General features: G+C 76.1%; 13 protein-coding genes. 7 read left to right on the forward strand and 6 right to left on the reverse strand.

The genetic code is table 11. The features are described 5' to 3' along the window. Window positions 1–24: 24 nt before the first annotated feature. The 5 genes from AB0G14_RS15840 (at window position 25) to AB0G14_RS15860 (ending at window position 6,375) form a co-directional block, all read left to right on the forward strand. Window positions 25–1,026: a hypothetical protein gene (locus AB0G14_RS15840; RefSeq protein ID WP_357697822.1), complete on the forward strand. Its 1,002-nt coding sequence runs from the start codon at window positions 25–27 to the stop codon at window positions 1,024–1,026. A 10-nt stretch (window positions 1,027–1,036) separates the two neighbouring features. Further along, window positions 1,037–3,289, forward strand: a complete 2,253-nt coding sequence (locus AB0G14_RS15845; protein WP_357697824.1) for a heavy metal translocating P-type ATPase — start codon at window positions 1,037–1,039, stop codon at window positions 3,287–3,289. Window positions 3,290–3,496: 207 nt separating this feature from the next. Then, window positions 3,497–3,670, forward strand: a complete 174-nt coding sequence (locus AB0G14_RS15850; protein WP_357453060.1) for a CsbD family protein — start codon at window positions 3,497–3,499, stop codon at window positions 3,668–3,670. 182 nt (window positions 3,671–3,852) lie between these two features. After that, window positions 3,853–4,353, forward strand: coding sequence for a hypothetical protein (locus AB0G14_RS15855; RefSeq protein ID WP_357697827.1), 501 nt, complete (start codon window positions 3,853–3,855; stop codon window positions 4,351–4,353). Window positions 4,354–4,491: 138 nt separating this feature from the next. Then, the gene (locus AB0G14_RS15860; RefSeq protein WP_357697829.1) at window positions 4,492–6,375 is read left to right on the forward strand and encodes an alpha/beta hydrolase; all 1,884 of its coding nucleotides are present in this window, start codon (window positions 4,492–4,494) and stop codon (window positions 6,373–6,375) included. Between the two features lie 51 nt (window positions 6,376–6,426). Here AB0G14_RS15860 and AB0G14_RS15865 read toward each other — a convergent pair whose 3' ends face one another. From AB0G14_RS15865 to AB0G14_RS15875, 3 genes are all read right to left on the reverse strand, one after another. Further along, on the reverse strand, window positions 6,427–7,701 hold the full coding sequence (locus AB0G14_RS15865; RefSeq protein WP_357697831.1) for a DUF6596 domain-containing protein: 1,275 nt from the start codon (window positions 7,699–7,701) through the stop codon (window positions 6,427–6,429). Further along, entirely contained in the window at window positions 7,698–8,066 is a 369-nt protein-coding gene (locus AB0G14_RS15870; protein WP_357697833.1) for a YciI family protein, read from the reverse strand. Before AB0G14_RS15870 ends, AB0G14_RS15865 begins: the two co-directional genes overlap by 4 nt. A gap of 98 nt (window positions 8,067–8,164) precedes the next feature. Beyond that, a complete protein-coding gene (locus AB0G14_RS15875) occupies window positions 8,165–9,403 on the reverse strand; it encodes a DUF2786 domain-containing protein (protein WP_357697835.1) in 1,239 nt (412 codons plus the stop codon). Window positions 9,404–9,630: 227 nt separating this feature from the next. Between AB0G14_RS15875 and AB0G14_RS15880 the strand changes: the two genes are divergently transcribed. Continuing rightward, complete coding sequence (locus tag AB0G14_RS15880) at window positions 9,631–10,209, forward strand: sigma-70 family RNA polymerase sigma factor (RefSeq protein WP_357697837.1); 579 nt, start codon at window positions 9,631–9,633, stop codon at window positions 10,207–10,209. Then, window positions 10,209–11,018, forward strand: a complete 810-nt coding sequence (locus AB0G14_RS15885) for a hypothetical protein (RefSeq protein ID WP_357697839.1) — start codon at window positions 10,209–10,211, stop codon at window positions 11,016–11,018. The genes AB0G14_RS15880 and AB0G14_RS15885 overlap by 1 nt, the downstream gene beginning before the upstream one ends. Before the next feature lie 27 nt (window positions 11,019–11,045). On the opposite strand, the gene AB0G14_RS15890 is transcribed toward AB0G14_RS15885, so the two are convergent. The 3 genes from AB0G14_RS15890 to AB0G14_RS15900 form a co-directional block, all read right to left on the reverse strand. Beyond that, the gene (locus AB0G14_RS15890; protein ID WP_357697841.1) at window positions 11,046–12,008 is read right to left on the reverse strand and encodes an anti-sigma factor RsbA family regulatory protein; all 963 of its coding nucleotides are present in this window, start codon (window positions 12,006–12,008) and stop codon (window positions 11,046–11,048) included. Next, the gene (locus AB0G14_RS15895) at window positions 12,005–12,838 is read right to left on the reverse strand and encodes an MEDS domain-containing protein (protein ID WP_357697843.1); all 834 of its coding nucleotides are present in this window, start codon (window positions 12,836–12,838) and stop codon (window positions 12,005–12,007) included. The genes AB0G14_RS15890 and AB0G14_RS15895 overlap by 4 nt, the downstream gene beginning before the upstream one ends. 89 nt (window positions 12,839–12,927) lie before the next feature. Next, complete coding sequence (locus AB0G14_RS15900; protein WP_357697846.1) at window positions 12,928–13,383, reverse strand: ATP-binding protein; 456 nt, start codon at window positions 13,381–13,383, stop codon at window positions 12,928–12,930. Window positions 13,384–13,464: the final 81 nt, after the last annotated feature.

Raw genomic sequence — 13,464 nt, forward strand, 5'->3', positions numbered from 1 at the left:
GGCACGGGGAAACCGAGGCACACCATGAACACGGCGACGAAACTGAGCGGTTTCGTCCTCGGTCTCGCGGCGGTCTTCGGCGCGGCGTACGGGGTCGGCCAGGCGGCCGGCCCCGTGGCCCCGGCCGCCGAGACCGGCCACGACGCCGCGGACGGCCACGGGGACACCGGCGGGGCCGGACACGGGGGCGACGAGGGCGGCGCGGCAGCCCACCTGCCGGGTGGACTGCTCGTCTCCGACCGCGGCTACACCCTCCGACCGGTCGACGCCCCGGCTGGGCAGTTCGCCTTCCAGGTCACCGGCCCGGACGGCCGGCCGGTCACCGCGTACGACGTGGCGCACGACAAGCGCATGCACCTGATCGTGGCCCGCCGCGACCTGTCCGGCTTCCGGCACGTGCACCCGGAGATGGCGGCGGACGGCACCTGGCGGGTCGACTCGCCGCTGGGCGGGCCCGGCGTCTGGCGGGCGTTCGCGGACTTCACCCCCACCGGGGGCGAGGCGCTGACCCTCGGCGTCGACGTGACCGTTCCCGGCGCCCTGGCCGAGCAGCCGCTGCCCGCCGCGGCGGCCAGCACGACGGTCGACGGCTACACCGTCACCCTCACCGGTGCCCCGCAGCCCGGCCGCACCGCCGAACTGACCCTGACCGTCAACCGCGACGGCGCGCCGGTCACCGACCTGGAGCCCTACCTGGGTGCGTACGGCCACCTGGTGGCGCTGCGCCAGGGCGACCTGGCGTACCTGCACGTGCACCCCGACGGCGAGCCGGGCGACGGGCGGACGAAGCCCGGCCCCGAGGTGAGGTTCTTCGCCGAGGTGCCGTCGGCCGGCGCCTACCGGCTCTACCTGGACTTCAAGCACGGCGGCGTGGTGCGCACCGCCGAGTTCACCGTCGTCGCCGGCACCCCGACGGGGTCGGCCACGCCGGCCGCGACGGGCACCCCGGCGGCGCCCACGCCCGCCGCCACGAGCTCCCCGACCGCCGACGCCGGCCACGGCGCCCCCGGCCACGGGCACAACTGACGGGACCGTGATGACCACCACCAAGCCACTGCAGATGGCACCCAACCAGATCGAGCTGGCGATCGGCAGGATGACCTGCGCCTCCTGCGCCTCCCGGATCGAGAAGAAGCTGAACCGGATGGACGGCGTGACCGCCACGGTCAACTACGCCACCGAGAAGGCCAGCGTCCGGTACGCCGACGACGTCAGCCCGGACGACCTGATCGCCACGGTGGAGAAGACCGGCTACACCGCCGCCCTGCCGCCCCCGCCCGCAACCGCCGGCGCGGAGCCGGCCGCCGAGCCCGTGGACGAGCTGCGTGGCCTGCGTACCCGGCTGTGGGTCTCGCTCGTGCTCACCGTGCCGGTGATCGTGCTGGCGATGGTGCCCGCCTGGCAGTTCACCTACTGGCAGTGGCTGTCGCTGACCCTGGCCGCCCCGGTCGTCGTCTACGGCGGCCTGCCGTTCCACCGGGCGGCCTGGGTCAACCTGCGGCACGGCGCGGCGACCATGGACACCCTGGTCTCGCTCGGCACCCTGGCCGCGTTCGGCTGGTCGGTCTGGGCGCTCTTCCTCGGCACCGCCGGGGAGCCGGGGATGACCCACCCGTTCACCCTCGACATCAGCCGCACCGACGGCGCCGGCAACATCTACCTGGAGGCGGCGGCCGGGGTGACGGCGTTCATCCTCGCCGGCCGCTACTTCGAGGCCCGCGCGAAGCGGACCGCCGGGGCGGCCCTGCGCGCCCTGCTCGAGTTGGGCGCCAAGGACGTCGCGGTGCTGCGCGACGGCGTGGAGACCCGGATCCCGGTGGACCAGCTCGCGGTGGGGGACCGGTTCGTGGTCCGGCCCGGCGAGAAGGTCGCCACGGACGGGGTGGTCGACGAGGGCACCTCCGCGGTCGACGCGAGCATGCTCACCGGCGAGTCCGTCCCGGTCGAGGTCGGCCCCGGCGACACCGTCGTCGGCGCCACCGTCAACGCCGGCGGCCGTCTCGTCGTCACCGCCACCCGGATCGGTGGCGACACCCAGCTGGCGCAGATGGCCCGGCTGGTCGAGCAGGCGCAGACCGGCAAGGCGGCGGTGCAGCGCCTCGCCGACCGGATCTCGGGCGTCTTCGTGCCGATCGTGATCGCCCTCGCGGCGGGCACCCTCGGCTGGTGGCTCGGCGCCGGGGCGGGCGCGACGGCCGCGTTCACGGCCGCCGTGGCGGTGCTGATCATCGCCTGCCCGTGCGCCCTCGGGCTGGCCACGCCGACCGCCCTGCTCGTCGGCACCGGCCGCGGTGCCCAGCTCGGCATCCTGATCAAGGGCCCGGAGGTGCTGGAGTCCACGAAGCAGGTGGACACCGTCGTACTGGACAAGACCGGCACCGTCACCACCGGTCGGATGACCCTGGTGGACGTGCTCCCGGCGGCCGGCGAGGACCGGGCGGAGCTGCTCCGGCTGGCCGGGGCGCTGGAGGCCGCGTCCGAGCACCCGATCGCCCAGGCGGTCGCCACCGGCGCGGCCGAGGCGGGCGTGCTGCCGCCGGTGACCGGCTTCGCCAACGTCGAGGGGCTCGGCGTGACCGGCACGGTGGACGGCCGCGAGGTGCTGGTCGGCCGGCTCCGGCTGCTGCGCGAGCGCGGCCTGGACGTACCGGAGGAGGTGGCGCGGGCGGCGACCACGGCGGAGGCCGAGGGACGGACGGCCGTGCTGGCCGGCTGGGACGGGCGGGCCCGGGGCGTGCTCGCGGTGGCCGACGTCGTCAAGCCGACGAGCCGGGCGGCGGTCGCGCGGCTCCGGGAGCTGGGTCTGACCCCGGTGCTGCTGACCGGCGACAACACCACGGTCGCCCGCGCGGTGGCCGCCGAGGTGGGCATCGACGAGGTGATCGCCGAGGTGCTGCCCGCCGACAAGGTCGACGTGGTGCGACGGCTCCAGGGCGAGGGGCGGACCGTGGCGATGGTCGGCGACGGCGTCAACGACGCCGCCGCGCTGGCCCAGGCCGACCTGGGCCTGGCCATGGGCACCGGCACCGACGTGGCGATCGAGGCGTCCGACCTGACCCTCGTGCGGGGCGACCTGATGGCCGCCGTGGACGCGATCCGGCTCTCCCGGCGCACCCTCGGCATCATCAAGGGCAACCTGTTCTGGGCCTTCGCCTACAACGTGGCGGCCCTGCCGCTGGCGGCCACGGGCCTGCTCAACCCGATGATCGCCGGCGCCGCGATGGCCTTCTCCTCGGTCTTCGTCGTCGCCAACAGCCTGCGGCTGCGCGGCTTCCGCCCGGTCGCCTGACCCTGCCCACCGCGCCGCCGGTCCTCCCGAAGGGGGGCCGGCGGCGCGGTCGTCGCGGCGGTTCTCGCAGGTCCCTGTTTCCTGACTGCCGTGACCGACACAGGCCCGACGCGGGTCGCCACGTCGACGGTGGGCGGCCGGGGCGGTTGGGCGGTGGCCGGGCGGGGTACCCCGAGGCCGTACCGGCACTGCCAATCGGAGGTTGACATGGGCTTCGACGACAAGATCAACAACGCGACCGAGGACGCCGCCGGCAAGCTGAAGGAGGGCGCCGGCCGGGCCACCGACAACGAGCGGCTCGAGGCCGAGGGGCGCAACGACCAGACCAGCGCCAAGCTGAAGCAGGCCGGCGAGAAGGTCAAGGACGCCTTCAAGAGCTGACCCGCGTACGCGGAAAACCGCCGGGCCGGCCCTCGCCGGCCCGGCGCACCGCGTGTCGGGCCGCGACGGCCGACGTGTCCAGGGGGTGACCCCGCTCGTTGGCAGGACGACGTCTCGCCGCCCGGCGTCGGTCGACCCCGTGCCGTCCGCCGGACGGCCGAGACCCGCGAACGGGAGGTCCCATGTCCCGATCCGTCGTGTACGCGCGGCGCGCCGCCGCCACGGTGGCGCTCGCGGTGCTGGCCGTCGGCTGCCAGGACGCGCCCCGGGAGGAGGCCGGCGCACCGACCGGCGCCTCGTCGGCGAGCCCAACCGCTCCGGCGAGTGCCACCGCGAGCCCGTCCCCGGTCGCCACGACGGCCGCCAACACCGTCGACGTCTGCCGACAGGTGGACCGGGTCATCCTCACCGGCAGCCAGAAGATCGCCACCGACTCGACGGCCTCGGTCCGCCGTGACCTCACCGGCGAGCAGGTCACCGACCAGCTCCGGCGCAACCTGGCCGACCTGGCCGACGACGTACGCGCCCAGGCCCGCCGGGCCGCCGACCCGCGGATCCGCACCCTGATCGAGGACACCGCCGACCGGATCGACGCCGGCTCCCGGGCGTCCCGCCCGGCCGCCTGGATGAGCTCCACCTTCACCGGCATCCCGGCGCAGCTGACCCGGGAGTGCCACGCCTGAGCCGACCCCCGTGCCAATCTCCGGTGGCTCCGGGGAGGAGCCGGGGGCATCCCCCACCCGTCCCTGAGATCGACCGTCCACTGGTGACGCGCCGGACGCTGACCCGCTAGCGTCCGTTCGCATCGGCAAGGGCTGGTCATGAGCGCTGGTCCGACGGCCACCGGCGGCGAGCCGGTGCGCCCACCGGCCACGTTGGCCAACCCGCACCGCCTGCGGGTGGTCGCCGTGCCGGCGCGACGCCACGCGTACGTCGGCGAACTCGCCCGCGAGCCCGGCGCTGGTGCAGGTGCACCTGCGGGGCCCCGCGAGGAGTCCCGACGGTTCGCCCAGGCCGCCGTCGAGGCCCAGGCGGCCTCCGCCCGGGTGCTGGCGGCCCTCGGCGGGATGGAGTGCAGGCTGGTCCCGCTGATCGCAACGCTCCTTCGACGGAGAGGACGGCATCTCGTGCTGCGCGTACGCAAATCCGCCCCTCGCGGCGGCGACCGACCCCGGGTGCCTGACGTCGTGGACGACCCGGGCCGACAGGACGCGGAGGGCACACCCCGGCGTCCGCTCCGGCTCCGGGCGCTGGCGCTCGGCGCGACCGCCGCGCTGCTGGCGGCGGGACTGTCTCCGCCCACGCCCGCCCTGGCCGCCCCACCGGCGCCGGCCGCCGCGCCGGGCATCGCCTGGCAGCCCTGCGCGGAGGACCGCACCGCCGAGTGCGGCACCCTGTCGCTCCCCGTCGACTGGGACCGGCCGGACGGCGACCGGTTCACGCTCCACCTGGCCCGCCGCGCCGCCACCGACCCGGCCGCCAGGATCGGTTCGCTGGTGTTCGGCCCGGGCGGGCCGGGGGACTCCGGCGTCCGGCGGATCCTGCGCAACGACCGGTTCAGCGACGACCTGCGCCGCCGGTTCGACATCGTCAGCTTCGACCCGCGCGGCATCGGCCGCAGCAACCCCGTGCTCTGCTCGGCGGTGCTGCTCGACCGACAGCCCCAGGTCATCACCGACCAGGCCCGGTTCGACGCCACCCTCGCCGACAACGCGCTGCTCCGGGAGGACTGCCGGCAGCGGACCGGGCCGCTGTTCGACCACGTCGACACCCGCAGCGCCGCCCGGGACCTGGACGCCGTCCGGGCGGCGCTCGGCGAGCCCCGGCTCACCTTCCACGGCAGCTCGTACGGCACCCTGCTCGGCGCGCAGTACGCCGAGGAGTTCCCGCACCGGGTCCGGGCCATGGTGCTGGAGAGCGTGGTCGACCACAGCCTCGGCACCCGGGCGTTCCTCGACACCCAGGGCGCCGCCGCACAGGACTCCTTCGACGAGTTCGTCGCCTGGTGCGCCCGTACGCCGAGCTGCCCGTTGCACGGCGAGGACGTCCGGGCCGCCTGGGCGGGCCTGTTCCCCCGCGCGGAGCGGGGCGAGCTGGCGGACCCGGACCGGCCCGGGGCGGCGCTGACCCCGTACGACCTCAGCCGGCTCGCCCAGCGCGCGCTGTACGGCCCGGACTGGGCCGGACTGGCCCGGGACATCGTGGCCCTGCGGGCGACCCCGCCCGCTTCCACCGGGCGCCCGGCCGCCACCGCTGCCGCGGGCGACGACGCCGTGCGGCCGCACCCCTTCGCGGTCTTCTGCGCCGACTGGCACCTGCCGGTCCGCGATCACCGGGAGTACACCGCCCACCTGCGCCGGGCGGCCCGGATCGCGCCCGACCTGCGCTACCCGCAGGCGCTGCAGGCGATCGCGACGTGCCTCGGCACGCCGGCCCCGGTCGCCAACCCGCAGCACCGGCTGCGGGTCCGCACCGACGTGCCGCTGCTGCTCGCCAACACCCGGCACGACCCGGCGAGCGGCCACAACTGGGCGACGAACGTGGCGCGGCAGCTCGGCCGCTCGGGGCTGCTGCTGACCTACGAGGGGTGGGGGCACGGCAACTACACCCGCAGCGCCTGCGTGCAGGACGCGGTCGACCGCTATCTGATCTCGGTCGACGTGCCCGCCCGCGACACCCGCTGCCCGGCCGTCCCGGTCGCCTGACGGAGAGCCGGCCGGCGTGCGCCCCCGTGCCGCACGCCGGCCGGCGCCCGGTCAGCGCGGCTCTCGGCGGGGCACGCCGGGACTCGTCGGTGTCGCCAGCCGGGCGGCGCGCAGCTCCAGGTAGCGCTGCTCCGGCAGGCTCGTCGTGCCCCGGGCCGCCGCCAGGTACGCCGCCCGCGCCGCCCGCGGCTCGCCGGCCAGCTCCAGCAGGTGGGCGCGGACGGCGGCCAGTCGGTGGTGCCCGGCGATGCGGTCGTCGGCGTCGAGCGGGGCGAGCAGGGCCAGGCCGGCGCGGGGACCGTCCACCATGGCCACCGCGACCGCCTGGTTGAGGGTGATCATCGGATTCGGGGCGATCCGGGCGAGCAGCCGGTAGAGCGCCAGGATCTGCGGCCAGTCCGTCAGCTCCGCCGACGACGCCTCGGCGTGCACCGCGGCGATCGCCGCCTGGAGCTGGTACGGGCCGGGTGGCGACCACGTCAGCGCCTCGGTGACCAGGGCGATCCCCTCCGCGATGGCGGCGGCGTCCCAGCGGTCGCGGTCCTGCTCGGCGAGCGGGACCAGCTCGCCGGTCGGCCCGGTCCGGGCCGCCCGGTGCGAGTCGGTGAGCAGCATCAGCGCCAGCAGCCCGCTCACCTCGCCGTCGTCGGGGAGCAGCTGGTGCAGCGTGCGGGCCAACCGGATCGCCTCGGCGGTCAGGTCGGCCCGGTGCAGGTCCGGCCCGCCGGAGGCGGTGTAGCCCTCGTTGAAGATCAGGTAGAGCACCTGGAGCACGGTTCGCAGCCGTTCGTCCCGCTCCCCGGGCGAGGGCATGCGGAACCGGGCCCCGGCAGCCTCGATCCGCTGCTTGGCCCGGCGGATGCGCTGGCTCATGGTCGCCTCGGGCACCAGGTGTGCCCTGGCGATCTGCGCGGTGGTCAGGCCACCGACCGCGCGCAGCGTCAGCGCGACCTGCGCGGACCGGGCCAGCGCCGGGTGGCAGCAGAGGAACAGCAGGGTCAGGGTGTCGTCCCCGGCCGGCGGCTCCTCGTCGGCCGCGGGCGCGACCGTCGCGTACGCCGGCTCGCGGACGGCCACCGCGACCTCCCGGTCCCGGCGGGCCCGCTCGCTGCGCCACTCGTCGGTCAACCGGCGGCCGGCGACGGTGAGCAGCCAGGCCCGGGGGTTGTCCGGCACGCCCCGTTCCGGCCACTGCATGGCGGCGGCGAGCAGCGCCTCCTGCACGGCGTCCTCGGCCGCGTCGAACTGGCCGTGTCGGCGGACGAGCAGGCCGAGGACCTGCGGCGCCAAATCGCGCAGCAGGTCCTCGACGTGCCGTCCGCTCACATGTCCGTCCCGGCCTCGTTCATGACCGCCCGCACCTCCAGCGCGCCGAAGCCCAGCCGCACGTCCGGCCAGCGGCTGGCGATCTCGGCGGCCCGCTCCGGGCTGTCGCAGTCGATCATCAGGTAGCCGGCGAACTGCTCCTTGCTCTCCATGAACGGCCCGTCGGTCACCTCCGGCCGGTCACCGGCCAGCCGGACCGTACGCGCCTGCGACGGGTCGGCCAGCGCCTGGCCGCCGACCAGCTCGCCGGACTCCGTCAGCTCGCGCATGATCTCGTCGACCTCGCCGAAGAGCGCGGTGCGTTCCTGCTCCGACAGCTCCTCGACGAACCCGGGGCGGTTCCAGATCAGCAGCATGTACTTCATCGGGTGCTCCTCGTCCGCTCGGCCGCGCCCATGGTGACGCGTCTCCGGGGAAGGGTCGGAGCCGACCCGCCGGATCCGACAGCGGTGCGGGAAGATTCTCAGCGCCGGCCGCGTACCTGGCGCTTCGGGCTGGGGCTGCCGCCGAGCGAGGCGCGGTCGGCGGCGGAGGTGCCGGACGACCAGCCGTCGGCGTCGCGGACGGTGAGCCGGGCCCGGGTGACGCCGGGGAAGAGCGTGTCGAGGCGTTCGCGCACCGCCTCGGCGCGGGTGGCGAGCACCGGCAGCAGCCGCTCCGGCCCGGCCTCGGTGGCCGCCTGCCGGTCCGCGTCCTCGGTGGCCGCCCGCAGCCGCTCGCCGATCCGCAGCGCGAAGGCGTTGAGGAAGGACTCGTCGTAGTCCCGGGTGCGACGGCCGGCGCCCTTGGCCCGTCGCTCGCCCCGGCCGCGCAGCATCGCGGCGGTGGCCTGTACCAGCAGCGAGGTGTAGAGCAGCTCGACCGCCTCCAGGTCGGCCGGCCAGCCCAGCACGGTGGTGAAGCCCAGGTCGTCGGACCACACCGCCTCGCAGCGGTTCGCCGCCGCCACCTCCTGCACCAGCAGCGCCTTGGCGCCCGCGTACGGGGGGTCGGTGCCGAGACGCACCCCGCCGGGCTGGTCGGCGCGCTCGGCGACGCCCGCCAGCAGCGCCTGGTCGATGCTGTGCCGGGCGATCAGCTCCTGGGCCTTGCCGGTCAGCGCCTCCGCCTCGGCCGGGTAGGTCGTCGACTCAGCCTTGGCCAGCAGCGCCCGCACCCGGTCAAGCATCCGCGACCCGCCGCCGGACCCGCCGCGCGCGGCGACCGCCCCGGTGGCGCCGGGCGGCGGGCGCAGCACGGCGACCGGCGGGAGCCCGTCGACCAGGGCCAACGCGTCGACCGCCGCGCGCAGCGCGGTGAACCGGTCCCACCCGGCGCGGGCCGACCACGCGGCCAGGTGGCCCTCGTCGGCATCCCACCACACCCGCGCGCCCAGGTCGCGGAGCTGGTCGTCCCACCACGGAGGCACCGGCCCGGTCAGGTCGCGGCGGTGCGCCGCGAGCGCGTCGGTCACCAGCCCGGCCGACCGGGCACCGAGCCGGCGGGTGGCGAGCCGGGCCAGGTCCACCGGCTGCCAGCCGCGCGGCGCCAGCCGGCCGATCCCGCGGACCAGGCGGCGCAGGAGCGCGGCGTCGACGGCCGCCGCGCCGTCCGCCGCGCCCGTGCCGATCATCAACCGGTCCAACTGCCGCTCCGCGAGGCGTACGTCGGTGCCGCGTACCGCCGCGAGGGCGTCGCTGATCAGTTCCTCGGCGTCCGGCACGGCCGCGTCCTCCTGGGGTCTGCTCCGGCGCGCCCGGAAACGACCGTCGCCTGCCCGCCGAACGTACCCCCGGGCCCGCCCGCCGTCCGCCGGTCGTGACGGGTGCCACCGGAGCCGATCGCGGCGCGTGGACGCGCGACGGTCCCGTCCGGCCGGTGCCGGCCGCCGGCGGGCGGCTCGGGTGGCGGCTGCCGCAACAACACCGGGCGACCCGGCCATAGTGGGGTGTGAAGACCGAGACACGGCCCTGCGACGAGGAACTCTGGCCGGCCGTCGCCGCCGGCGACGAGGGCGCGTTCGGGCGGCTCTTCGACCGCCACTCGCGTGCGGTCTACAACCATGCCTTCCGGCTGACCGGCTCCTGGTGCACGGCGGAGGACGTCACCCAGGCCACCTTCCTGGTCGCCTGGCGGAGGAGGGACGCGGCACGCCTGGTGGACGGATCGGTGCTGCCCTGGCTGCTGGTGGTGGCGAGCAATGCCGTACGCACCGAGTGGCGGTCGGCGCGACGGTGGGCGGCGCTGCTGCGCCGCCTGCCGGTCGACCGGCAGGCGGCGGACGACCCGGCGGAGGAGGTCGCGCAGCGGCTGGACGACGAGCGGCGGATGAGGGCGATCCTGGCCGCCGCCCGGCGGCTGCCCCGGGCGGAGCGGGAGGCCGTCGCGCTCTGCCTCTGGTCGGGGGTGCCGTACGCGAACGCGGCGGCGGCCCTCGGCGTCAGCGAGGTCGCCGTCCGGTCCCGGGTCAGCCGCGCCCGGAAACGGCTGGCGCGGCTGGTCACCGACGAGAACGAGGAGGAACAGTGATGACGAAGACCCTCGAGCCGCCCGGCGAGCGGGACCTGCCGCCCCGGGTGGCGGACCGGATGCGGGCGGACGTCCTCCGTGCGGTCCGCCGCCCGGCGACCGGACGGGTCCGCCTGCGGCTCGCGGTGGGTGCGACCGCGCTGGCGGTGGTCGCGGCCGGGTTCGCCGTACGGGCGCCCTCCGACGCCGAGACGGTGGAGGTGCTGGCGATGGGGTCCGGCGAGTTGTCCCCCTCCCTCCGGGCGGCTGTCCGGCAGTGCCTGGCGTGGAGCCCGCAGGACGGCCAGGTGCAGCCGACCATGGCCGATCTGGCGATGGCGGCCGAGCGGGGCGACCGCGCGGTGGTGTTCTTTCTGGCCGAGACGGGCTACGTGACCTGCGACGTGCACCGGCCGGCGGGCGCGGAGGTGTCGGGCGGGCTCTCGATCGACCGCTGGCCCGCGCACGACCTGCTCCCCGGACCGGTGCAACGACTCCTGCTCACCGCCACGAAGCGGTCCGGTGGCGACGTGACGGTCAGCGGCCGGGTCAGCTCCCGGGTCGCCCGCCTGGTGCTGGAACACGGCGACGGGAAGACCACCGCCGCCCGGATCTCCGGTGGCATCTTCGCCGTCATGACGGTCGGGGCCGACCTCGACGAGGACGGGGCGCAACTGGTGAGCTACGACGCCGCCGGCACCGAGATCGACCGCCGCCGGTTGTTCCAGCGCTCGGACGAGTTCGACCACTGCTACGTCGACCCCGCCGGCACGGTGGTGTACGGGCGGCCCGGCGGTGACTGCCGACCGGCCGAGCCCTGGGGGCGGTGACGCCGCGGCCGGCAGGGCGCCGGTGGGTCAGTGGGCGGCGTGCGGGTTCCCGGCCGTCAGCCGGAGCGTGAAGCCCTCGCCGTCGCGGTGCCAGGTCACGTGGCTGCACGACTGGTAGGTGATCCACAGGCCCAGCCCGCCCGGGGCGCCGCCGGACGCGGGAAGCAGCCCGCAGTACGGGTCCCCCGGCCCGTCGCCGCCGTCGCGGACCGTCGCCACGATGCGGTCGTCGCCGGACCAGACGCGTAGCAGGACCGGCGGTCGGCCGTGGCGCAGCGCGTTGGTGACGATCTCGCTGACCGCGACGACGAGATCGTCCACGTCGTCGGCCGACATTTGGCCCCGGTCGGCCTTGTGCACGGCGGCGCGCGCCTCGGCCGCCGTCGGGTCGGTCAGCTCGACGACCGGCGGCTCCACCTGGAGGGGGTCGGGCACGACCGGCCGGGTCTCCCGCAGGTAATCCGTCGGCGACGTCCAGGTCGTGCTCGGCACGTGCCGGCCGTCGGCGGTCGCGAACCGGGGATGCGTGCGGGCCACGTCCGCCAGCACCTCCGGCGGCGTGCACCGGGTGTCGTACGCGCACATGCTCCACAGCGGGAAGTCGTCGTAGGCGTGGTTGATCGCCGACTCGTACCGGGCCCACCAGTCCCACGTCGCGTCGAACGCGGCCGGGGGCACCTCGCCGAGGATCCGGATCTGCCGGGCGCCGGCGGCCACCTGTGCCGCGAGGAGTTCACGGTAGGACCGGATGGCGGAGGCGGGCCGAGCGTAGACGTCGCCGCTGGGCAGGAACTCGACCCCGCAGCCGGCGGGCAGCGCCGAGTGGACCAGCGCGCCGGTGCGCTCGCCCAGGGCCACGTAGGTGGGCTCGCCCGCCTCGACGCCGCCGAGCAGGAACGGCACCACCACGGCGAGCAGTTCGTCGTCGGAGTCGTACCGGACGGCCTCGTGGTAGTAGCCGTGGTGCTGGGCGGCGGCGCCGGTCCTCATCGCGCGACCGCCACCCGGATGCCGGGCAGGTCCAGCAGGTCGACCAACCGGGCCGCCGCCGAGCGGGAGGTGCGCAGCACGGCGGTCGCGCCGCGGCGGCGCGCGTACTCGGCGAGGTGGGTCAGGGCACGGTGGTCGAGGAAGCGCAGCCCGGCCGCGGACAGCACCAGCTCACCGTCGGTGGGGCGCAGGTCGGCGCGGTCCAGGGCGGTGCGGAACAGCTCGTGGTTGGAGAGGTCCAGCTCGCCGGCCAGCGCGGCGTGCCCGTCGGCGGGCGGGACGGCGTACAACCGGAACAGCACGTCGTCGACGTTGCTGGCCGGGTGCATGCAGGCCAGCTCGGCGACCGCCCGGTCGCCCAGCCCGGGTCGGTGGTAGGCGCACATGGCCGAGAACGGCCGGGTGCGCATGTAGCGGTCGACGAGGTGCTCGTAGCGGGTGAAGCTCTCCAGCTGGGCCGGGGTGCGGACCAGCTCGGTGGCCTCCGCGGCCACGCGCAGCCCGGTGTGCCCGGCGGCGAGCGCCTCGTCGGTGGCGGCCGCGTAGGCGGCGACCTGCGTCGGTGGGTCGACGACGTGGCCGTGCGAGTAGGTCGAGAACAGGGGGACCACGGCGGCGGCGCCCCGGCGCACGGCGGCGGCGAAGCCGGGCAGGCGGTGCAGCCGGTCGGCCACCGCGTCCGCGGGGTGCGGCGTGACGTACCAGACGCGTTCGCCGGCGGCGAGGCCCGCGAGCAGGTAGCGCTCCGCCCGGGCGGCGAGCGACCCCAGGTCCTCGTACGCCCAGCAGAGGTGCCCCCGCGGCGCGGCCCGCCGCTCTTCGCCGATCACGCTGATTGCCCCACGGCAACCAGTGTAGGTTGTCGGGAGACGGGGCCCCGGGGGCCCGAACTGCCCGGCCGGTGCGGGCGGCCCACCGGTCAGGCGTGCCGCGCGCCGCCCAACCGGGCGGTGCGGGGGAAGGACGCCCAGATGTTCTTGGTGGTGCCGGTGGCGTACCAGCCGACGTCGAGGGAGAGGGCGCGGGCGAGTTGCAGACCGCGCCCGCCGGCACCCTCGGGCTGCGTGTCGGCGAGCTCCGGCAGGGAACCGAGGTCGTGGTCGGCGACGTCGAGGACGAGGTGGTCGTCGGTGGCGAGCAGCCGGACGATGGTCGGCGGCCTCCCGTCGCGCAGAGCGTTCGTGGCGAGTTCCGTGGCGATCAGCACGACCAGCTCGGGGACCTCCTCCAGGGCCTCGCCCTCGCCGAGCACGTCGCCCGTCAACTCCTCGTGCAGGGACGCCCGCAGGCCGCGCAGGTCCGCCCCCTCGGACAACGTCCACCGCCGCAGCTCGACGGCCTGCGGCGGGGGCGGCGAACTGCTGAGCTGACCCATGGCGGAGTGGTACCCCGTCCCCGCCCGGCTCAAGCCGGGGACGGGTCGGTCAGCGCACCGGTTCGTGTGTGCCGGGCGGCA

Source organism: Micromonospora sp. NPDC023814 (assembly GCF_040639595.1).
In the GTDB taxonomy this organism is placed as follows: Bacteria; Actinomycetota; Actinomycetes; order Mycobacteriales; family Micromonosporaceae; genus Micromonospora.